The sequence below is a fragment of the Streptomyces sp. NPDC026538 genome (genome assembly GCF_055567535.1).
This window is the reverse complement of record NZ_JBVHQG010000001.1, coordinates 411,264-429,196: the sequence shown is the minus strand read 5'-3', so window position 1 is coordinate 429,196 and position 17,933 is coordinate 411,264. Positions and strand designations below refer to the sequence as shown.

19 protein-coding genes are annotated in these 17,933 nt (G+C 71.6%); 13 read left to right on the top strand and 6 right to left on the bottom strand.

The features are described 5' to 3' along the window. Positions 1-140 precede the first annotated feature (140 nt). Positions 141-893 (top strand): endonuclease/exonuclease/phosphatase family protein, encoded by a 753-nt coding sequence (locus ACZ4N4_RS01985; protein ID WP_467583362.1) that lies wholly within the window; start codon positions 141-143, stop codon positions 891-893. Between the two features lie 163 nt (positions 894-1,056). Here the strand turns inward: ACZ4N4_RS01985 and ACZ4N4_RS01980 are convergent, their stop codons facing one another. Continuing rightward, complete coding sequence (locus ACZ4N4_RS01980; RefSeq protein ID WP_467583359.1) at positions 1,057-1,620, bottom strand: hypothetical protein; 564 nt, start codon at positions 1,618-1,620, stop codon at positions 1,057-1,059. Further along, positions 1,613-2,392, bottom strand: a complete 780-nt coding sequence (locus ACZ4N4_RS01975; protein ID WP_453571448.1) for an alpha/beta hydrolase — start codon at positions 2,390-2,392, stop codon at positions 1,613-1,615. Before ACZ4N4_RS01975 ends, ACZ4N4_RS01980 begins: the two co-directional genes overlap by 8 nt. A 180-nt stretch (positions 2,393-2,572) precedes the next feature. Here ACZ4N4_RS01975 and ACZ4N4_RS01970 point away from each other — a divergent pair, with 180 nt between their 5' ends. The 4 genes from ACZ4N4_RS01970 (at position 2,573) to ACZ4N4_RS01955 (ending at position 6,396) form a co-directional block, all read left to right on the top strand. After that, positions 2,573-3,295, top strand: a complete 723-nt coding sequence (locus tag ACZ4N4_RS01970) for a lysophospholipid acyltransferase family protein (RefSeq protein WP_450759936.1) — start codon at positions 2,573-2,575, stop codon at positions 3,293-3,295. A 51-nt stretch (positions 3,296-3,346) separates the two neighbouring features. Continuing rightward, positions 3,347-4,561 (top strand): MacS family sensor histidine kinase, encoded by a 1,215-nt coding sequence (macS, locus tag ACZ4N4_RS01965; protein ID WP_453571446.1) that lies wholly within the window; start codon positions 3,347-3,349, stop codon positions 4,559-4,561. An 11-nt stretch (positions 4,562-4,572) separates the two neighbouring features. Then, positions 4,573-5,232, top strand: coding sequence for a response regulator (locus tag ACZ4N4_RS01960; protein ID WP_467585278.1), 660 nt, complete (start codon positions 4,573-4,575; stop codon positions 5,230-5,232). 135 nt (positions 5,233-5,367) lie between these two features. Then, entirely contained in the window at positions 5,368-6,396 is a 1,029-nt protein-coding gene (locus ACZ4N4_RS01955) for a 6-phosphofructokinase (RefSeq protein WP_453571442.1), read from the top strand. A 113-nt stretch (positions 6,397-6,509) separates the two neighbouring features. Here ACZ4N4_RS01955 and ACZ4N4_RS01950 read toward each other — a convergent pair whose 3' ends face one another. Together ACZ4N4_RS01950 and ACZ4N4_RS01945 are read right to left on the bottom strand one after the other, a co-directional pair. Further along, entirely contained in the window at positions 6,510-8,405 is a 1,896-nt protein-coding gene (locus ACZ4N4_RS01950; protein WP_467583354.1) for an anthranilate synthase family protein, read from the bottom strand. A gap of 97 nt (positions 8,406-8,502) precedes the next feature. After that, positions 8,503-8,559 (bottom strand): trp operon leader peptide, encoded by a 57-nt coding sequence (locus ACZ4N4_RS01945; protein ID WP_076090275.1) that lies wholly within the window; start codon positions 8,557-8,559, stop codon positions 8,503-8,505. Positions 8,560-8,664: 105 nt separating this feature from the next. Here ACZ4N4_RS01945 and ACZ4N4_RS01940 point away from each other — a divergent pair, with 105 nt between their 5' ends. Beyond that, positions 8,665-10,017 carry a class II 3-deoxy-7-phosphoheptulonate synthase gene (locus ACZ4N4_RS01940; protein ID WP_450759946.1) on the top strand — a complete coding sequence of 451 codons (1,353 nt, stop codon included), beginning with the start codon at positions 8,665-8,667 and terminating at the stop codon, positions 10,015-10,017. Between the two features lie 160 nt (positions 10,018-10,177). After that, the gene (locus ACZ4N4_RS01935) at positions 10,178-10,432 is read left to right on the top strand and encodes a (2Fe-2S)-binding protein (RefSeq protein ID WP_467583351.1); all 255 of its coding nucleotides are present in this window, start codon (positions 10,178-10,180) and stop codon (positions 10,430-10,432) included. 1 nt (position 10,433) lies between these two features. Here the strand turns inward: ACZ4N4_RS01935 and bfr are convergent, their stop codons facing one another. Then, a complete protein-coding gene (gene bfr, locus ACZ4N4_RS01930) occupies positions 10,434-10,916 on the bottom strand; it encodes a bacterioferritin (RefSeq protein ID WP_360482388.1) in 483 nt (160 codons plus the stop codon). 198 nt (positions 10,917-11,114) lie between these two features. On the opposite strand from bfr, the gene ACZ4N4_RS01925 reads away from it, so the two are divergent. Beyond that, positions 11,115-11,747, top strand: coding sequence for a sulfite oxidase-like oxidoreductase (locus tag ACZ4N4_RS01925; RefSeq protein ID WP_453571434.1), 633 nt, complete (start codon positions 11,115-11,117; stop codon positions 11,745-11,747). 15 nt (positions 11,748-11,762) lie between these two features. On the opposite strand, the gene ACZ4N4_RS01920 is transcribed toward ACZ4N4_RS01925, so the two are convergent. Further along, complete coding sequence (locus ACZ4N4_RS01920; protein WP_467583346.1) at positions 11,763-12,317, bottom strand: DUF4396 domain-containing protein; 555 nt, start codon at positions 12,315-12,317, stop codon at positions 11,763-11,765. Between the two features lie 263 nt (positions 12,318-12,580). Between ACZ4N4_RS01920 and ACZ4N4_RS01915 the strand changes: the two genes are divergently transcribed. The 5 genes from ACZ4N4_RS01915 (at position 12,581) to ACZ4N4_RS01895 (ending at position 17,929) form a co-directional block, all read left to right on the top strand. After that, the gene (locus ACZ4N4_RS01915) at positions 12,581-13,249 is read left to right on the top strand and encodes a Crp/Fnr family transcriptional regulator (protein ID WP_467583343.1); all 669 of its coding nucleotides are present in this window, start codon (positions 12,581-12,583) and stop codon (positions 13,247-13,249) included. A gap of 111 nt (positions 13,250-13,360) precedes the next feature. Beyond that, positions 13,361-14,143: a nucleotidyl cyclase domain-containing protein gene (locus ACZ4N4_RS01910; protein WP_467583340.1), complete on the top strand. Its 783-nt coding sequence runs from the start codon at positions 13,361-13,363 to the stop codon at positions 14,141-14,143. After that, positions 14,140-16,344 carry a serine/threonine-protein kinase gene (locus ACZ4N4_RS01905; protein ID WP_467583337.1) on the top strand — a complete coding sequence of 735 codons (2,205 nt, stop codon included), beginning with the start codon at positions 14,140-14,142 and terminating at the stop codon, positions 16,342-16,344. The genes ACZ4N4_RS01910 and ACZ4N4_RS01905 overlap by 4 nt, the downstream gene beginning before the upstream one ends. After that, positions 16,341-17,429 carry a hypothetical protein gene (locus ACZ4N4_RS01900; protein ID WP_467583335.1) on the top strand — a complete coding sequence of 363 codons (1,089 nt, stop codon included), beginning with the start codon at positions 16,341-16,343 and terminating at the stop codon, positions 17,427-17,429. The genes ACZ4N4_RS01905 and ACZ4N4_RS01900 overlap by 4 nt, the downstream gene beginning before the upstream one ends. Next, positions 17,426-17,929: a Pycsar system effector family protein gene (locus tag ACZ4N4_RS01895; RefSeq protein ID WP_453571419.1), complete on the top strand. Its 504-nt coding sequence runs from the start codon at positions 17,426-17,428 to the stop codon at positions 17,927-17,929. Before ACZ4N4_RS01900 ends, ACZ4N4_RS01895 begins: the two co-directional genes overlap by 4 nt. Positions 17,930-17,933: the final 4 nt, after the last annotated feature.

The window sequence follows — 17,933 nt, the reverse complement described above, 5'->3', positions numbered from 1 at the left end:
TGGGGGCGCGGGGCGGTGGTCGATATGCGGCTACCGCGCCGCGCGGGCGCGGCCGGCCACGACGAGGCCGGCAGCCGCGCACCTGCCTCGCGCCCCGCCCCATCGGGCGTCCCGACTCCCTCGTGTCGTAAATTGACGGCATGGCAACCGTGTCGCTCCCCAACTCCCACACAGAGCCCGACGGTTCCGCCGTCATCCGCGTCCTCAGCTACAACATCCGCTCCATGCGGGACGACACCCAGGCCCTGGCCCGTGTCATCAAGGCCTGCGCCCCCGACCTGGTCCTGATCCAGGAAGCCCCCCGGTTCTTCCGCTGGCGCAAGAAGCTCGCCCGCCTGGCCGCCGCCTCCGACCTGGTGATCCTCACCGGCGGAGCGACCGCGGCCGGCCCGGCCGTCCTCTGCGACCTGCGCGCCACCGTGGAGCGCACGGAGGACGTGCTCCTGCCCCTCACCCCCGGCCTGCACCGCCGCGGCTTGGCGACCGCCGTCGTCCGCTTCGGCCGCGCCCGCCTCGGCGTCACCAGCTTCCACCTCAGCCTCCAGCAGGAGGAGCGCTACGAGCAGGGCGGCATGCTGCTCGACCGGGTCGCCGGCATGGACGTGGCGCACGCCATCGTCGGCGGCGACCTGAACGACCGCCCCGACGGCCGCACCTTCCGCCGCCTTGCCGACGCCTTCCAGGACTGCCATACCACCGCACCCTGGGGCGGCGAGTTCACCTCCGGGTCCACCGACCCCCACCAGCGCATCGACGCGATCTTCGCGACGAAGGGCATCGAGGTGCTCGGCTGCGGGGTGCCCCTGGGGCAGCCGGGCGTGACCGACGCCGACCTCACCAGGGCGACGGACCACTTGCCCGTCCTGGCCGCGCTCCGGGTGCCCGCGGCCTGAACCGGAGGCGCCGCCGGACGGAGTCCGGCGCAGCCGCCCGAAGCCCGCCAGGCCCCCGGGCCGAGCAGTGCGAGGGCGGCGTCGGGAGGCTCTGGCCATTGCCGGTCCTGGCCGCCCTCAGAATCCCGGCGTCCTGGCAGGGAGCCCCCGGTCTCGGTGAGTCTCAGACCACGGCGCCGCGCCCCGGGCCCTCGTCCTCGTCGTCGTCGGTCTTCATCCGGGTCACCAGGGTGACGAAGCCGCCGAGGAACCCGCCGATCCCCAGCGTCGCCAGCCACCAGGTCATGTCCCAGCCGAGCAGCACCGCGAGCAGGAGCAGGATCGGACCGCCCACCACGCCCAGCCAGGCGAACCTGGCGGTCGTGTCGGAGTCCGGCAGCGGCGGCGGCTCGGGCGGCACGAAGTGCCCCTCGTCGTCATCGTCGAAGTCGTCCTCGGACGGCTCCGGTGCCGTGTAGTCCCGCGGGCCCACCCCGGGCGCGAAGGAGACGGAACTGCCCAGGGGCTGGGCGGGCCGCTGCTCCTCGGCCGCCCCGGGTTCGGCGGCGTCCTCCTCCATGGCCGGCAGCGCCAGATCCTCCACCGGCTTGTAGGGCGAGGCGCCCGGCGGGTCCGGCGGCTCCTCGCCGTACCCCGCGACGATCGCCGCCCAGGCGGCTGCCTCGTCGAAGGGCACCCCCTTCTCGTCCGGCTCGCGGTCCTCGCGGTCGGAGTCGTGCTCAGCCAACTGCGGCCGTCCCTTCCTTGCCGACACTGGGTGCGAGCCGGCCGATGAAGGCGAGGCTCTCCTCGAAGATCCGGTCCGCATCGTGGTCCAACGTCGCCACGTGGTAACTCTGTTCCAGCACTACCTCGGTTACGTCCGTGGAGGACACCCGGCTCAGGATCCGGGCCGAATCCACCGCCGGGACCACATGGTCCCGGGTGCTGCGCAACAGCAGCAGCGGCTGGGTCACCTGCGGAAGCTCGCCGTCCACCCGGCGGAAGAAGTTCCGCAGCGAGTGCGCGGCATGCAGTGGCACCCGGTCGTACCCCACCTCGGCGGCGCCCGGCTTGGCGATGTCACTGGCGATGCCCGGCGTCGTGCGGACGAGGTGCCGGGCCACCGGAAGGGCGTACGCGGACAGACCGTGCACCTTGTTCGCCGGGTTGACGATCACCACGCCGTCCACACCCGTCCCGTTCTTGGCGGCGAGCCGCAGCGCCAGGGCGCCGCCCATGGACAGGCCCGCCACGAACACCTGGGAGCAGCGCTCGCGCAGCAGCCGCAGCTCGCGGTCCACCTCCGCGTACCAGTCCTGCCAGCCGGTGACCTGCATGTCCTCCCAGCGGGTGCCGTGCCCGGGCAGCAGGGGCAGGGCCACGGTCAGGCCGTGTGCCGCATGGTGCTCCGCCCAGGGGCGCAGCGACTGGGGCGAGCCGGTGAAACCGTGGCAGAGCAGGACACCGACCTCCCCGCCGTCATGGCGGTACGGCTCGGCTCCAGGGAGAACCGGCACCTTCGGTCTCCAATTCATGAGAGGGGGCAGGAACTGAGAGAGGCCCGAACGACGACTTCGGATGTCCTTCACCGTACGCGACGGCACTGACACCGACCAGGGTCGTCGGGGCCATTCCCGGCGCTGCGGGTTAAGGTCTCATCGACGGAAACGGGAGGCACTCGGTTGTTGTACGGCGCGATGAAGGTCGCTATCGGGGGACCGCTGAAGGTCACCTTCAGGCCCTGGGTGGAGGGCCTGGAGAACGTCCCGGCCGAGGGCCCGGCGATCCTGGCGAGTAACCACCTGTCCTTCTCGGACTCGTTCTTCCTGCCCGCGGTGCTGGACCGCAAGGTCACCTTCATCGCGAAGGCCGAGTACTTCACCACGCCCGGCGTGAAGGGCCGCCTCACGGCCGCCTTCTTCAAGGGCGTCGGCCAGCTCCCGGTGGACCGCTCCGGCGGGCGCGGCGCCGGTGAGGCGGCGGTGCGGAGCGGCATGGACGTACTGGAGCGCGGCGAGCTGTTCGGCATCTACCCGGAGGGCACCCGCTCGCCGGACGGCCGTCTCTACCGGGGCAAGCCCGGCGGCCTCGCGCGCGTGGCGCTCGCGACGGGCGCCCCGGTCGTCCCGGTCGCCATGATCGACACGGAGAAGATCCAGCCGCCGGGACAGGTGATGCCCAAGCTGATGCGGCCGGGCATCCGGATCGGCAAGCCGCTGGACTTCAGCCGCTACCAGGGCATGGAGCACGACCGGTTCGTGCTGCGCGCGGTGACCGACGAGGTCATGTACGAGATCATGAAGCTCTCCGGCCAGGAGTACGTCGACATCTACGCGACCGCTGCCAAGCGGCAGATCGCGGAGGCCGCCAAGGCCGAGAAGGAGGCGGCGAGGGCCGAGAAGAAGGCCGCCGAGTCCTAGACCGGCGGCAAGGGGGACCGAGGGACCGGGGGACCGGGGGGACTGGGGGAGATGACAAAGCGGGAACGCGTCATACGGATGTCGGTCGAGCTGCCCCTGTGGCGTGCCCTCACCGGCTACCGCGTGCTGACCCTGCTGTACGCGATCGGCCTGTTCGCGTCCGCCTACGACGAGTACGACCGTGCGGGTGTCGCGATCGCCTACTACGCCGTCCTGACCGTCTGGACGCTGGCGACCCTGCCCCGCGTGCAGAGCGCGGCCGCCTGCACCAAGCGCTTCCTCGCAGTCGACCTGGCGATCGCGCTCACCGGCATCGTGCTGACCCCCTGGGTGGTCACCCAGTCGCACATCGACCGCGGCGGCCCGACCCTGCCGTCGATATGGACCGCCGGCTCGGTCCTCGCCTACGCCCTCAAGGGCGGCTGGCGCTGGGCCGCGTTCGCCTCCACGCCGGTCGCCGCCGCCAACCTGGTCGAGCGCGGCCAGCCGGCCCGTGACACCGTCCACAACGTGATCCTGGTCTGGGTCGCCTCCATCGCCATCGGGTACGTCGTCGAGGTGGCCCGCGCCTCCGAGCGCACCCTGGCCCGCGCCCTGGAGATCGAGGCGGCGACCCGGGAGCGGGAGCGGCTCGCCCGGGACATCCACGACAGCGTGCTCCAGGTGCTGGCGATGGTGCAGCGGCGCGGCGCGGTCCTCGGCGGCGAGGCGGCCGCGCTGGGCCGGATGGCGGGGGAGCAGGAGGTGGCGCTGCGCACCCTGGTCTCCGGTGGTCTGGTGCCGCTCTCCCGAGCCTCCGAGGACGCGGCCCAGGGTGCGGTCGTACGCCTCGTCGAGGAGCCGGACGACGCCGGTCCCGTCGACCTGCGCGCGCTGCTCGCGCCGTACGCCGGAGCACGGGTGAGCCTGGCCGAGCCCGGGGCGCCGGTGGAGCTGCCGCCGGGTGCGGCGCGCGAGCTGGCGGCCGCCGTCGGTGCCGCCCTGGACAATGTGCGCAGTCACGCGGGGGACGGGGCGCGGGCCTGGATCCTGGTGGAGGACGAGCCCGGCGAGATCGTGGTGACCGTACGGGACGACGGCCCCGGCATCCCGGAGGGCCGGCTCGCCCAGGCCGAGGGGGAGGGGCGGCTCGGGGTGGCCCAGTCGATCCGGGGGCGGCTGCGCGACCTCGGCGGCAGCGCCGAGCTGTTCTCGACTCCCGGGCAGGGCACGGAAGTAGAGCTGAAGATACCGAAGGTCTCCCTGGGGAAGGCGGAGCGGCGATGAGCATCAGGGTCATGGTGGTCGACGACCACCCCATGTGGCGCGACGCGGTCGCCCGGGATCTGGCCGAGTCCGGTTTCGAGGTGGTCGCCACCGCGGGGGACGGCGAGCAGGCGGTGCGCCGCGCCAAGGCGGCCGCGCCCGACGTCCTCGTCCTGGACCTCAACCTGCCCGCCAAGCCCGGCGTCCAGGTCTGCAAGGAACTCGTCGGCCACAACCCGGCGTTGCGTGTGCTGGTGCTCTCGGCGAGCGGGGAGCACGCCGATGTCCTGGAGGCGGTGAAGTCCGGCGCGACCGGCTACCTCCTGAAGTCGGCCTCGACCGAGGAACTGCTGGACGCGGTCCGCCGAACCGCCGTCGGCGACCCGGTGTTCACGCCGGGCCTCGCCGGTCTGGTGCTCGGCGAGTACCGCCGGCTGGCCTCCGAGCCGGTGCCGGCCGCGGACGCCGGTAGTCCCGACGCGCCCCGGCTCACCGACCGTGAGACCGAGGTGCTGCGGCTGGTCGCCAAGGGCCTGAGCTACAAGCAGATCGCCGAGCGGCTGGTCATCTCGCACCGCACGGTCCAGAACCACGTCCAGAACACCCTCGGCAAGCTCCAGTTGCACAACAGGGTGGAGTTGGTCAGATACGCCATAGAGCGCGGTCTCGACGACGGTCCGGAAGGCGGCTGATCTGATCTTCGCGGCCCGGACGTAAACCAACCGCCCGACAATTCACCGGAATTGCCCTTCCGCGCCCATCCCTGTGTGACCTGGATCACCACTACCGTGAGCCCCACCAGGCAACCGCGGCGAAGGGACATTTCCATGCGGGTCGGAGTACTGACCGGAGGCGGCGACTGCCCCGGGCTCAACGCCGTCATCCGGGGCATCGTCCGCAAGGGCGTGCAGGAGTACGGCTATGACTTCGTCGGCTTCCGGGACGGCTGGCGCGGACCCCTCGAGGGCGACACCGTCCGCCTCGACATCCCCGCCGTGCGCGGCATCCTGCCCCGCGGCGGCACCATCCTCGGCTCCTCGCGGACCAACCCGCTGAAGCAGGAGGACGGCATCCGGCGGATCAAGGACAACCTCGCCAAGCAGGAGGTCCAGGCGCTCATCGCGATCGGCGGCGAGGACACCCTGGGCGTGGCCGCCCGCCTCACCGACGAGTACGGCGTGCCCGTCGTCGGCGTACCGAAGACCATCGACAACGACCTGTCCGCCACCGACTACACCTTCGGCTTCGACACCGCGGTGGGGATCGCCACCGAGGCCATCGACCGGCTGCACACCACCGCCGAGTCGCACATGCGGATCCTGGTCTGCGAGGTGATGGGCCGGCACACCGGCTGGATCGCCCTGCACTCCGGGCTCGCGGGCGGCGCCAACGTCATCCTCATCCCCGAGCAGCGCTTCGACGTCGACCAGGTGTGCGCCTGGATCACGTCCCGGTTCAAGGCGTCGTACGCCCCGATCGTGGTCGTCGCCGAGGGCGCCATGCCGAAGGACGGCGACATGGTGCTCAAGGACGAGTCGCTGGACTCCTTCGGGCACGTGCGGCTCTCCGGGGTCGGCGAGTGGCTGGCCAAGGAGCTGGAGAAGCGCACCGGCAAGGAGGCCAGGACCACCGTCCTCGGGCACATCCAGCGCGGCGGTACGCCCAGCGCCTTCGACCGCTGGCTGGCCACCCGCTTCGGCCTGCACGCCATCGACGCCGTCCGCGACGGCGACTTCGGCAAGATGGTCGCGCTGCGCGGCACCGACATCGTCCGGGTGCCGATCGCGGAGGCCACGGCCCGGCTGAAGACCGTCGACCCGAAGCTGTACGAAGAGGTCGGCGTGTTCTTCGGCTGACCGCCGGATCCCGTCCCCCACGCACCTCGTGGTACGGCCGTCCGCGTGCCGTCACGGTCACCGTGACGGCACGCGCTCTTCCTGGGCGGACCCTGTTGTCCGGACGTCCTGGACTACCGGGCCGGCCGCCGCTCGGAGAACGTGCCGGTGCCGCGCACCTGGCCGATCAGCTCCCGCACCACGGCGGCGCCGTTCAGCGTGAGCACCGACTCGGGGTGGAACTGCACCCCGGCGAACCCCGGCCCCCGTACGGCGTGCACCTCGTCGTTGGCCGCCCGGCTCACCTCCACGCCGTGCGCCGCCAGCTCCCGCGCCGTGTCCTCCTCGCAGCGGGCCACGAAGCTGTTGTAGAAGCCGACCGTCTCCGGGCGCCCGAACAGGTCCACGGTCGTCTGCGCCCCCTGGTAGGGCACTTCCTTCCGCACGATGTCCAGGCCCAGCTCGGCCGCGATCAGCTCGTGTCCCAGGCAGACGCCCAGCACCCCGTGCCGGTGCTCCCGGATCACGGTCGCCGTGAGCTTCCGGAGGAACCGCATCTTCGGATCGTCCAGGTCGGACGGGTCACCGGGCCCCGGGCCCAGCACCACCGGCCCCTCGTGCGCGAGCACCGCCGCCCGCAGCCCGGGCTCGTCGTAACGCCGGACGGTGACGTCGAGCCCGGCCGCCCGCAGCACGTGCGCGAGCATCGCCGTGAAGGTGTCCTCGCCGTCCACCACCAGCGCGTGCCCGGCCAGCTCCCCGGTCCGCTCCTGCATCCGCAGCCAGAACGGCGCCAGCGCGGCCCGGCGCCCGTCCAGCGCGGCCCGCACCCGGGGGTCGTCGGCCAGCCGGGGCCGCGTCCCCTCGGTACGCGGCCGTGCCGGTCGTACCCCTAGAGCCGCGAGGACCCCCGCCGCCTTCGCGTGCGTCTCCGCGACCTCGCCCGCCGGATCCGAGCCGCGCACCAGCGTGGCGCCGACCGGGACCCGCAGCCGGCCCTCCGAGGAGATGTCCGCGGTGCGGATCAGGATGGGGGAGTCCAGGGTCTGGGCGCCGCCGGAGTCCCGGCCGAGCAGGGCCAGCGCACCCGCGTAGTAGCCGCGCCCGACCCCGTCCCGCCCGAGGGGCTCGTAGCGCTCGATCACCCGGCAGGCGTTCTGCACCGGCGAGCCCGTCACGGTCGCCGCGAACATGGTCTCCTTGAGGACCTCCCGCACGTCCAGCGAGGACCGGCCGCGCAGCTCGTACTCCGTGTGCGCGAGGTGGGCCATTTCCTTGAGCCGGGGCCCGACCACCACGCCCCCCATGTCACCCACCGTGCACATCATCTTGAGCTCCTCGTCGACGACCATCGACAGCTCCTCGATCTCCTTGCCGTCGGCGAGGAAGCCGAGCAGATGGTCCGGAGTGGGCCCCTCGGCCGGATAGCGGTACGTCCCGCTGATCGGGTTCATGACCACCGTGCCGCCGGACATCCGGACGTGCACCTCAGGACTGGCGCCGACCAGGGTCCGGTCCCCGGTGTGCACCACGAACGTCCAGTACGCGCCCCGCTCGCCCTCCAGGAGCCGCCGGAACAGCGCGAGCGCGTCGGCCCGGCCGAAGTCCGGGATCCGGCCCCGGTACGTCCGCCGGATCACGAAGTTCGCGCCCTCGCCCCGGCCGATCTCCTCGCGCAGCACCCGGCCGACGATCTCCCCGTACTCCTCGTCGTCGACGTCGAAGCCCCCGTCCTCGACCCGCACCGCGTGCCCGGGCAGCTGGGCCAGGGCGTCCGCCAGCGGCAGGGTGTGGGTCTCCTCGGGGGTGAGGACCAGCAGGGGCGTGCCGTCGTCGCGGACGTCGAAGCCGCGCTCGCGGATCTGGCGGAAGGGCACCAGGGCGAGCCCCTCCTCGGGCAGTGCGGCCAGCCGGTCGCGGTCGGTGACCGGGCCGAGCAGCACCTCCACCGTGCTCTCGTCGTGGCCTGGGGTACGGCGGCGGAGCAGGGCGAACGGGCGGTCGTCGTGGAGCAGCTGGGTCAGGTCCATGATTCCTCTGCGATCCCTTGCAGGTGGAGAGGAACGGCCCCGGAAACGCCGAAGGCCGCCCTCTGGGCGGCCTTCGCGAAGTCTTGCGTACGCGCAGTCAGTGGGCCGCCGGAGAAGCGGTCCACCACCAGTTCTGGGTCGAAAGCGCGAACATGCGCATACCGTACCGCACCCCGCCCTCCGTCCACAGGACAATCACTCCGTCTCACCAGTCGAGCCAGGGGAAAAACAGTCGACACGACCCCGTAATGTTTACGGGGTGACAGTGAACGCTAAGACCGGCCCGAGCGCCGGCAACACCTGGCGAGACCTGCCCGCGGCGCAGCAGCCCGAGTACCCCGACCCCGAGGCTCTGCGCGCAGTCGTTGCGGAGCTGGAGTCGTATCCGCCGCTCGTCTTCGCGGGCGAGTGCGACCAGCTGCGCGCCCGGATGGCGGCGGTCGCCAAGGGAGAGGCGTTCCTCCTCCAGGGCGGCGACTGCGCCGAGGCCTTCGACGCGGTGTCGGCCGACCACATCCGCAACAAGCTCAAGACCCTCCTGCAGATGGGCGCCGTGCTGACGTACGCCGCGTCCGTCCCGGTGGTGAAGGTGGGCCGGATCGCCGGCCAGTACAGCAAGCCGCGCTCCAAGTCGACCGAGACCCGTGACGGGGTGACGCTGCCGACCTACCGGGGCGACTCCGTCAACGGCTTCGCGTTCGACGAGGCCTCCCGCGTCCCGGACCCCGAGCGGCTGAAGCGGATGTACAACGCGTCCGCCTCCACGCTGAACCTGGTGCGTGCCTTCACCACCGGCGGTTACGCGGACCTGCGCCAGGTGCACGCCTGGAACCAGGACTTCGTGAAGTCCTCCCCGTCGGGCCAGCGCTACGAGCAGCTCGCCCGCGAGATCGACAACGCGCTGAACTTCATGCGGGCCTGCGGCGCGGAGCCCGAGGAGTTCAAGACGGTCGAGTTCTTCTCCTCGCACGAGGCGCTGCTGCTGGACTACGAGTCCGCCCTGACCAGGGTCGACTCCCGCACCGGCAAGCTGTACGACGTCTCTGCGCACATGGTGTGGATCGGTGAGCGCACCCGGCAGCTGGACGGCGCGCACATCGAGTTCGCCTCGAAGATCCGCAACCCGATCGGTCTCAAGCTCGGCCCCACGACCACGGCCGAGGACGCGCTGAAGTACATCGACCGCCTCGACCCGGACCGCGAGCCGGGCCGGCTGACCTTCGTCGTCCGGATGGGCGCCGACAAGGTCCGCGACAAGCTCCCCGAGCTGGTCGAGAAGGTCACCGCCTCGGGCGCCACCGTCGCCTGGATCACCGACCCGATGCACGGCAACACGTACGAGGCGGCCTCCGGCCACAAGACCCGCCGCTTCGACGACGTGCTCGACGAGGTCAAGGGCTTCTTCGAGGTCCACAAGACGCTCGGCACCCACCCGGGCGGCATCCATGTCGAGCTCACCGGTGACGATGTCACCGAGTGCGTGGGCGGCGGCGACGAGATCTTCGTCGACGACCTGCACCAGCGTTACGAGACGGCCTGCGACCCGCGCCTGAACCGCAGCCAGTCCCTCGACCTGGCGTTCCTGGTCGCGGAGATGTACCGCGACCAGTAGGCGGCCTCGCGGGGAGTCTTGCGGGAAGTGGGGCGCGGATCACATGCGATCCGCGCCCCACTCCACTTTTGCACTCGCCGGGTGATGGGTAAGGTTAGGTTTGCCTCACCGACCAATCGGGACGGCACCACTGATCGATCCCGGCGGGAGGTGAATCCGCGTGTACGTCTGCAGCTGTTTCGGGGTGACCGAAGCGCAGGTCAAGCAGCACGCGGAGGGCGGGGCCTGTACTCCTCGCCAGATAGCGTCCGCCTGCAAGGCGGGCACGGACTGCGGTTCGTGCGTCCGTCGCATCCAGGCGATTCTCGGCCGGGGCGCCTGCCCCCGCCGTGAGCAGGCCGACCAGGGCCGCCCGGTGCTCTCCGCCGATCTCTCGGATCTCTCGGAGTACGACGCGCTCGACGAAGCCGCGTGACTCAGCTGCTCTCGGGCTGCTCGATGATCTGCGAGATGTAGAGCGCCTCGCCGAGCTTCTCCACCAGGTCCAGCTGGGTGTCGAGGTAGTCGATGTGGTGCTCCTCGTCCTCCAGGATGGACTCGAAGATGTTCGCGGACGTGATGTCGCCCTTCTCGCGCATCACCTTGATCCCGCGCTTGAGGCGGTCGATGGCCTCCACCTCGACCTGCCTGTCCGCCTCGAACATCTCCTTGACGGTCTGCCCCACCCGCACGTGGAAGAGCCGCTGGTAGTTGGGCAGCCCCTCCAGGAACAGAATCCGGTCGGTGAGCACCTCGGCGTGCTTCATCTCGTCGAACGACTCGTGCCGGGTGTACTTCGCGAGCTTGTACCAGCCGAAGTTCTCCTGCATCTTCGCGTGCAGGAAGTACTGGTTGATCGCGGTGAGCTCACCCGTGAGCTGCTCGTTGAGGAATTCGATGACCTCGGGGTCGCCCTGCATCGCAGAGGCTCCTTCCGCATGGGTACGTGGGGGACGCACTGGGTGTGTGCGGCGCATGATTGCACCGGCACAGAAGATCGTCCAGTAAGTGCGTACTTAGTAAGTAAGGGCACGCTTGGCGCCAGTTGACCTATTTGCTGATCTTTGAGAGATATGCGTGGTCAGATGCACCGTCCGTGGTCTGTCAGGATGGAAGGCATGGGTCATCCGGTGGAACACGCGTCGAGGGAAGCCGCGGGAGCCGGGCTTCCGCCGGGACAGCGGCTGCAGCGCGGCTGGCCTGTCACCCACTACGGTCCGGTGCCCAAGTTCCGTCCCGAGCGCTGGGAGTTCAGGGTCTTCGGCGCCACCGCCGACGCGGGCCCGCACACCTGGAACCACGAGCAGTTCACGGCCCTGCCGTACACCACCGTGGTCGCCGATCTGCACTGCGTGACCAAGTTCAGCATGCTGGGCGCCGAGTGGGGCGGGGTCCCGGCGTGGACCGTCCTGGAGCTCGCGCCGCCCGCTCCCGATGTCACCCATGTGATGGTGTGGGCGGAGTACGGCTTCAGCTCCAACCTGCGCCTCACGGACTTCGCCGGCGACCGCACGATCTTCGCCACCCACAAGGACGGCGAACTCCTCACCGCCGAGCACGGCTTCCCGGTGCGCCTGGTCGTCCCCCAGCTGTACGCCTGGAAGGGCCCCAAGTGGGTCCGCGGCATCGAGTACATGACCGCCGACCGGCGCGGCTTCTGGGAGGAGCGCGGCTACCACAACCTCGGCGACCCCTGGAAGGAGCAGCGCTACTCCTACCAGGAGGAGCCGGGGGACGGTCCGGAACTCTGAGTTCCCGGGGCCGGGTCAGTGGTGGTACCGGTGCACCACCGCGTGTCCCTTGCCCCGGCCGATCGTCCACTTGTTGACCGGTGTCGTCACCACGAACGCGATCACCAGCGAGACGGCCAGCGAGACCCAGAACAGCGCGTCACCCAGCTGGGCGTCCATCGCGGCCGGCCAGACCAGGATCGTGCCGTTGTCGATCAGCTCCATCACGGCGATCGAGAGGGTGTCCGCGGCCAGCGCCACCCGCAGCGCGGTGCGCAGGTCGACGCCCGCGCTCAGTACTCCGCGCATGGTGAGCGAGTAGCCGAAGAAGAACGCCAGCACGATCGCCAGCAGCGTGGTCGGCAGGTTCCCCCAGCCGAAGGCCGTGCCGACGACCATGCCGAGCACCTCCCCGATGGCGCAGCCGGTGAGGCAGTGCAGGGTCGCCTGGACGGCCATGGCCCAGGAGGCGCCGGCGGGCCCGTGCGTGGCGTGTGTCCCGTGTGCTTCGTGGTGCGTGTGGGGCTGTTCCGCGTGCCCGTGGTGCTCGTCGTGTCCGTCGTGCTCGTGAAGGGTGTGGTCGTGGTCCATGACTGATCCCCGGTGTCAGGTGCGGATCCCTCTTGAGACAACGATATATACCCCCCTGGGGTATTCCCGTGAAGGCTTCGGGCTCGTTCCGGTAACCGGCGGCACATTCCGTGCCCAGAGCGCTACGCTGAGATCCTTGCCTGGCGGGAGACACACCGGGCAAAGACGGATCCAAGGGGCCCTTGGGGTTCCGCTTGTGGTCCGGTTCGGGGGCGAGCGGTCGGGGGACGACGGTGGGGCTGTTCGGAGAGCGGCATACCTTCATGGGCGGGCTCGGTCCGGGGGACCGGGAGGCACTGGCGGGACTCGGCACCCGGCACGAGTATCCGCCGTACGACACGGTCATCGCGGAAGGCGACCGGACCACGTTCGCGGTGGTCCTGCTCAGCGGCTGGTGCACGGTGTGGACACCCACCGAGCGCGGCGGCCGGCTGATCCTGGCCCTGAGGCGGGCCGGTGAGGTCGTCGGCGACATGGCGGCGCTCGACGGCCGCCCGCGCAGCGCCTCGGTGAGCACCCTGGGCCCGGTCACCGGCCTGGTCATACCCGGCGAGCGGTTACGACGGTTTCTCGCCGCCCGGCCGCGTGCCAACGCGCTGATGACGATCCAGCTCACCGAGCGGCTGCGCAGCGCGGACCACGAGCGCCGGGCCCTGGCCTCCATGACCGTGCTGCAGCGGCTCGCCGAACGCCTCGTCGAACTCGCCGACCGCACCGGCCGCCTGGAGAACGAGGCCGTGACCATCCGGCTGCCCCTCGCCCAGCACGAACTGGCCGCCTCGGTGGGTTCCACCCGCGAGGCCGTCGCCAAGGCCCTGCGCCTGTTACGCGAACAGGGCCTGGTCCGCACCGGCCCCGGCACCCTGGCCGTCGCCGACCTGGACCCGCTCCGCCTGCTCGCCGCCGGACAACCACACGGCACGGAGACCTGACAAGCGCCGAGTCCCGCGCTGTGTAAACGGCTACAGCGGCGACCGGCCGGCTCCGCGAGCATCGCACCGGAGGCGCCGGTGGCCCGGCGGGACGGCAGGGAGGAGAAAACGATGGAGGGGGAAGCCGCCTACGGCTTCATCGTCAATGTGGACGCACAAGGCTCGGGACTGCTGACTGACACCGAGAAACCCGAGATGCGGCGCAGACTCTACGACGTCACGGGCACCGCCTTCGAACAGGCCGGCATCCGGCCGCCGCGCCTCTACCAGGAGGACCGGGGCGACGGCATCCTCGGCGTACTGGCGCCCGACGTGCCGCCCGTCAGGGTCCTCGGAGAATGGGTGGAACACCTCCACCAGAACCTGCGGGAGAGCAACCGGCACCTCAGCAAACCGCTGCGGCTCCGCGTCGGCCTGCACATCGGCCGGGTCACCGCCGACGCCCACGGCCGCTCCGGACGCGCCGTCGACCTCGCCTGCCGGCTGGCCGACTGCGCTGTCGCGAAGGCGGTCCTGAAGGCGGCGGACGGCGCACCCATGGTGGTGGTCGCCTCCGACCGGGTGCACGAGGACTTCATCCTGCCCGGCGGGCGCTGGGTGGACCCCGAGCACTACCGCCGGCACGACGTCGACCTCAAGGAGGGCCGCACCACCGCCTGGTTCATGGTCCCCGGACGGTCCCGGCCGCCCGAGCCGCATGAGGAGCAGGGGCCGGACGCGGCCGACGGGCCGGACGATCCGGAAGGGCCGGCGGGGGGCAACCCGCCGCGGACGCCGGCACCCAAGGACACCGGGAGCGGCGTCGTCCAGAACATCAACCAGCACGGCACCGGCAGGATCGTCGTCGGCGGCACCATCGACACCATCGACTTTTCCGACGGCGGTGACCGGTGAACGCGCAGAACCCCCCGCCGCCCCAGGCCGGTCCGAAACCGCAGCCCCAGCCGCAGCAGAAGGCCGAGCCGGACAAGCCGGCAGGCGCCGAGTCCGGCGGCGCGACCGAATCGGAGAAGGCGGACGTCATCGGCGGCTCCGCCGCCAACCCGCTCGGCGAGGAGGCCCTGCCCGGGGCCGCGGCCGCCGCCTCCCGGATCTACCGCTCCACCGTGAACCAGCACGGCTCCGGCACCCTCATCAGCTCCGGATCCGTCGGCACCATGAACTTCTACAGCCGGCAGACGCAGACCGCGGAACGCCTGCTCGCCGGCCCGCTCCCGGAGGACGAACTGCGCAGGCTGCGCCGGGTCTTCCAGGAACCGGCGGACTACGACGACCACCGCGGGCAACTGCGCGGCGGCCGCCTCCTGGTGCTGTACGGCCAGCCCGGTACCGGCCGCGCCTACACCGCCCTGTCCCTGCTCGACGACCTCACCCGCGGCCAGGTCTCCCGGCTCGACCCGCGCACCGACCTGGACCGGCTGGACGACGAGCAGATCCACGACGGCCACGGCTACGCCCTGGAACCCAGCGCCACCGGACTGCCGGACGAGACCGGTCTCGACCGGCTCTGCGAACTGCTCGGCAGGAAGGAGGCGTACGCCGTCCTGCTGGCCACCCCCGAACCCGGTGACGTCCTCTCCCGAGGCGGCCGCTACTACCGCCTCCACACCCCGGCCGCCCAGACCGCCGTACTCGAAGGCCATCTCGCCGTCGAACTCGCGGACTCGGGCCCCGAGCTGTACGAACGGGCCCGGGCGACCGCCCTCGACCCCGACGTCCTGGAGGCACGCGGACTCGACGAGTTACGGCCGGCGGAGGCCGCCCGCTTCGCGCGGCTCCTCGCCCGGCACACCAGGGACGAGCTCACGCACGAGGAACTCCTCGCCGAGTGCCGCAGGTTCGCCGAGAGCCAGGCCGCCGAATGGTTCGCCGGCGGGATCCGCTCCGAGACCCCCGAGCGGCTGCGGGACGCGGCCTACCGGATCGCCGTCGCCGTACTGGAGGGCGCCTCGCTCAGCGCCGTCGCCGAGGCCGCCGAGGTGCTCGCCTGGGAACTGGCCGTCACCGTCGACCCGGAGGCCACCCCCGGCCGGCCGCTGTTCAGCGACGGCGTCGACGCCCGGCTGGTCTCCGCCCGCGCGGTCGCCGAACTCGGCACCGAGGAGGTCGGCACCGAGGAGGTGCCGGTCCGCACCGTCCGGTTCGGCGGCGAGGCCCTCGCCCCGGCCGTCCTCGGCCATCTCTGGCAGCACCGGCACAACGCGCGCGGACCCGTGCTGCGCTGGCTGGCCGGACTCTGCGAGGACACCAGGCCGCAGGTGTGGGTACGGGCCGCCGTGGCGGCCGGTCAGCTGTGCCGCCTCGACCTCTCGCACACCGTGCACGAACTGGTCCAGCCCATGGCCCAGTCCGAGCGGGCCCGCCGTCGGCTGTTCGCCGCGACCGTGCTCGACGTCGCCGTGCGCTCCCCGGAGGTCGGCACCGCCGTCCGCGCCCTGGCCGGCTCCTGGGCCCGCTACGGCGACGAGCAGCTGCGCTGGACCGCCGGGGCCGTGCTCGGCCGGGGCCGGGCCACGGACACCGTCCGCGAGTCGCTCGACCTGCTCGGCGGGATCGGCGTCTGGGACGAGGGCAGACTGCGGGCCGAAGCGGCCGTCCAGGTCGCCCACTTCGCCGGCGCCCACCCCGAGCCCGGGACCCTGCGCAGGATCCGCGCCTGGCTCTCCGACGAACGCCGGACCCAGCAGGACCTCGGCCTGCAGAGCACGGTCTACCTCGCCGCCATCCCCGTCGTCGACCTCTGGAACCAGCACGAGGAGCTGGAGGGCTACGGCGACTGGCCGCTGATGCTGGCCCTGGCCACCGTCCGGCCCGCCCTCGCCGCGGAACTCGCCGGGCTCCTGTGGACCGCGCTGCAGACCCCACGGTCGTACGAGGCGGCGATCGAGACCGTCTCCGACTGGCTGCGTGACTCGGCCGACCAGCCCTGGGCCGACCGGCTGGAGCGGTTCCTGCCGCTCCTCGTGCACACCCACGACGACCGCAACCGGCTGCTCGGCCTGATCAAGGAACTGACCGAAGACCCCGACCAACCACTGAACGACCAGCAGGTCCGCCGCCTGTGGGGCGCGGTCCAGGGAGCGAGTACACCATGACGCACAACCAGTGGGGGCAGCCGTGGCCGCCTCAGGACGAGGAGTTCGCCCTTCCGCACGACCTCAGAGGCCCCTTCGTCCGCGAGTTCGCCCCACAGACCACCTACCGGCACCGCAACAGCCAGGTCGCCTCGGTGCTCTACTACAAGAACGGCGGGCACAGCGTCATCACCGTGCGCGGCGCGGAGCACCACAACAAGCCGCTGATGGGCAAGCCCACCTCGGTGTGCTGGATCGCCCGCGGCCAGCACCAGGTCTCCTTCCAGCTGGAACTGCCCACCTACGGCGACCGCTCCCGGTTCCGGGCGGGCGCGGACGTCAACTGGGAGGTGCAGGACTTCTACCAGGCCGCCGAGAAGCGCGTGGTCGACGTCGAGCGCATGCTGCGCCCCTCGCTGGAGGCCCGGCTGCGCGGGCTGAGCCGCCGCTACAGCCTGGACTCGGCCCAGCAGGTCGACGAGGCGATCCAGGACGAGCTGGCCAGCGGCCGGTGGAGCGACTTCGGGGCCGACCTCGGCCTCGCCACCCAGGTGTTCGTCCGGATCGACCTCGGCCAGGCGGCCGCCGACTACCAGGCGCAGATGGTCGCGGTGGAGAAGGGCGGCGTGGTCCAGGAGGCCATCGACAACGTCAACAAGGCGCGGATCGCCGCCAACCTGGAAGACGCCCAGAAGCTGATCACGGCCGGCGAGACCGTCCAGTACGCCCATATGCTCGCCTCGGACCCGAGCCGCGCGCACGAGATCCTCGGTGTGCTCCAGCAGCAGGCCCGCGAACAGCGCCAGGGCGCCCTGGACTACCTGACCAACCTGATCAACCAGGGCGTGGTGCAGCGCCACCAGATCGACGACCAGGTCCAGGCCCTCATCGACTTCAGCCGCACGGTCTCCACCGGAGTCTTCCCGAACGGCCTGCCGCAGGCCCCGACCTCGCTGCCGATCCCGCCGATGCCGCCCGCACCGCCGCTGCTCCCGGCCGACGCGCCCCCGCCGATCCCGCCCGCGCCGCCGGTGTCCCCGGTGGACACCATCCCCGGAGAGGGGACGGGGGTGGAGGACGACTCCAGCCCCGAGGCGCGCCGATGACCCCAGGCGACCCCGACCCCGCCTCCGAAGCCGCCGCGCACTATGTCGCCGAACGGCTGCTGCTCACCGTGCGCGAGGACCTGGGCAGGGCGGACGTGAAGGCGTCCGTCCTGCTGTCCGGCGCCGTGGCGGTACCCGCCCTGGTCCTCGGGCGCGGGCTGCCGCCCGGGGTCTCCGGTCCCGCCGTGGTGTTCCTCGCGGCGGGCGCGGCGCTGTGGGCGGCGGGCACCCTGCTGCTGCTCGCGGTGATCGTGCCCCGCACCCGTACGTTCCGCTCGGCACCGGGCCCGACCTTCTACGCCGACGCGCTCACCGCCACCGACCAGGAGGCGCTGCGCCGCGCAGCCGCCGAGGTCGGCGCGGACCGCGTGGGCTGGCTGCTCACCCAGTTCCAGGACGTCAGTGTCATCCTCTCGGCGAAGTACCGCTGGCTGCGCCGGTCGATGGCGCTGCTCGGGGCGGGACTTCTGCTGGCGGCGGTGCCGCTGGCGGTCGGCTGACCCG

What these genes read in the sequence shown, in the direction of transcription:
- ACZ4N4_RS01985 (WP_467583362.1), top strand. Translation starts at nt 141, where the DNA reads ATGGCAACCGTGTCGCTCCCCAACTCCCACACAGAGCCCGACGGTTCC.
- ACZ4N4_RS01970 (WP_450759936.1), top strand. Translation starts at nt 2,573, where the DNA reads ATGAAGGTCGCTATCGGGGGACCGCTGAAGGTCACCTTCAGGCCCTGG.
- macS (WP_453571446.1), top strand. Translation starts at nt 3,347, where the DNA reads ATGACAAAGCGGGAACGCGTCATACGGATGTCGGTCGAGCTGCCCCTG.
- ACZ4N4_RS01960 (WP_467585278.1), top strand. Translation starts at nt 4,573, where the DNA reads ATGGTGGTCGACGACCACCCCATGTGGCGCGACGCGGTCGCCCGGGAT.
- ACZ4N4_RS01955 (WP_453571442.1), top strand. Translation starts at nt 5,368, where the DNA reads ATGCGGGTCGGAGTACTGACCGGAGGCGGCGACTGCCCCGGGCTCAAC.
- ACZ4N4_RS01950 (WP_467583354.1), bottom strand. Translation starts at nt 8,405, where the DNA reads ATGGACCTGACCCAGCTGCTCCACGACGACCGCCCGTTCGCCCTGCTC.
- bfr (WP_360482388.1), bottom strand. Translation starts at nt 10,916, where the DNA reads ATGCAGGGCGACCCCGAGGTCATCGAATTCCTCAACGAGCAGCTCACG.
- ACZ4N4_RS01925 (WP_453571434.1), top strand. Translation starts at nt 11,115, where the DNA reads ATGGGTCATCCGGTGGAACACGCGTCGAGGGAAGCCGCGGGAGCCGGG.
- ACZ4N4_RS01920 (WP_467583346.1), bottom strand. Translation starts at nt 12,317, where the DNA reads ATGGACCACGACCACACCCTTCACGAGCACGACGGACACGACGAGCAC.
- ACZ4N4_RS01915 (WP_467583343.1), top strand. Translation starts at nt 12,581, where the DNA reads ATGGGCGGGCTCGGTCCGGGGGACCGGGAGGCACTGGCGGGACTCGGC.
- ACZ4N4_RS01910 (WP_467583340.1), top strand. Translation starts at nt 13,361, where the DNA reads ATGGAGGGGGAAGCCGCCTACGGCTTCATCGTCAATGTGGACGCACAA.
- ACZ4N4_RS01900 (WP_467583335.1), top strand. Translation starts at nt 16,341, where the DNA reads ATGACGCACAACCAGTGGGGGCAGCCGTGGCCGCCTCAGGACGAGGAG.
- ACZ4N4_RS01895 (WP_453571419.1), top strand. Translation starts at nt 17,426, where the DNA reads ATGACCCCAGGCGACCCCGACCCCGCCTCCGAAGCCGCCGCGCACTAT.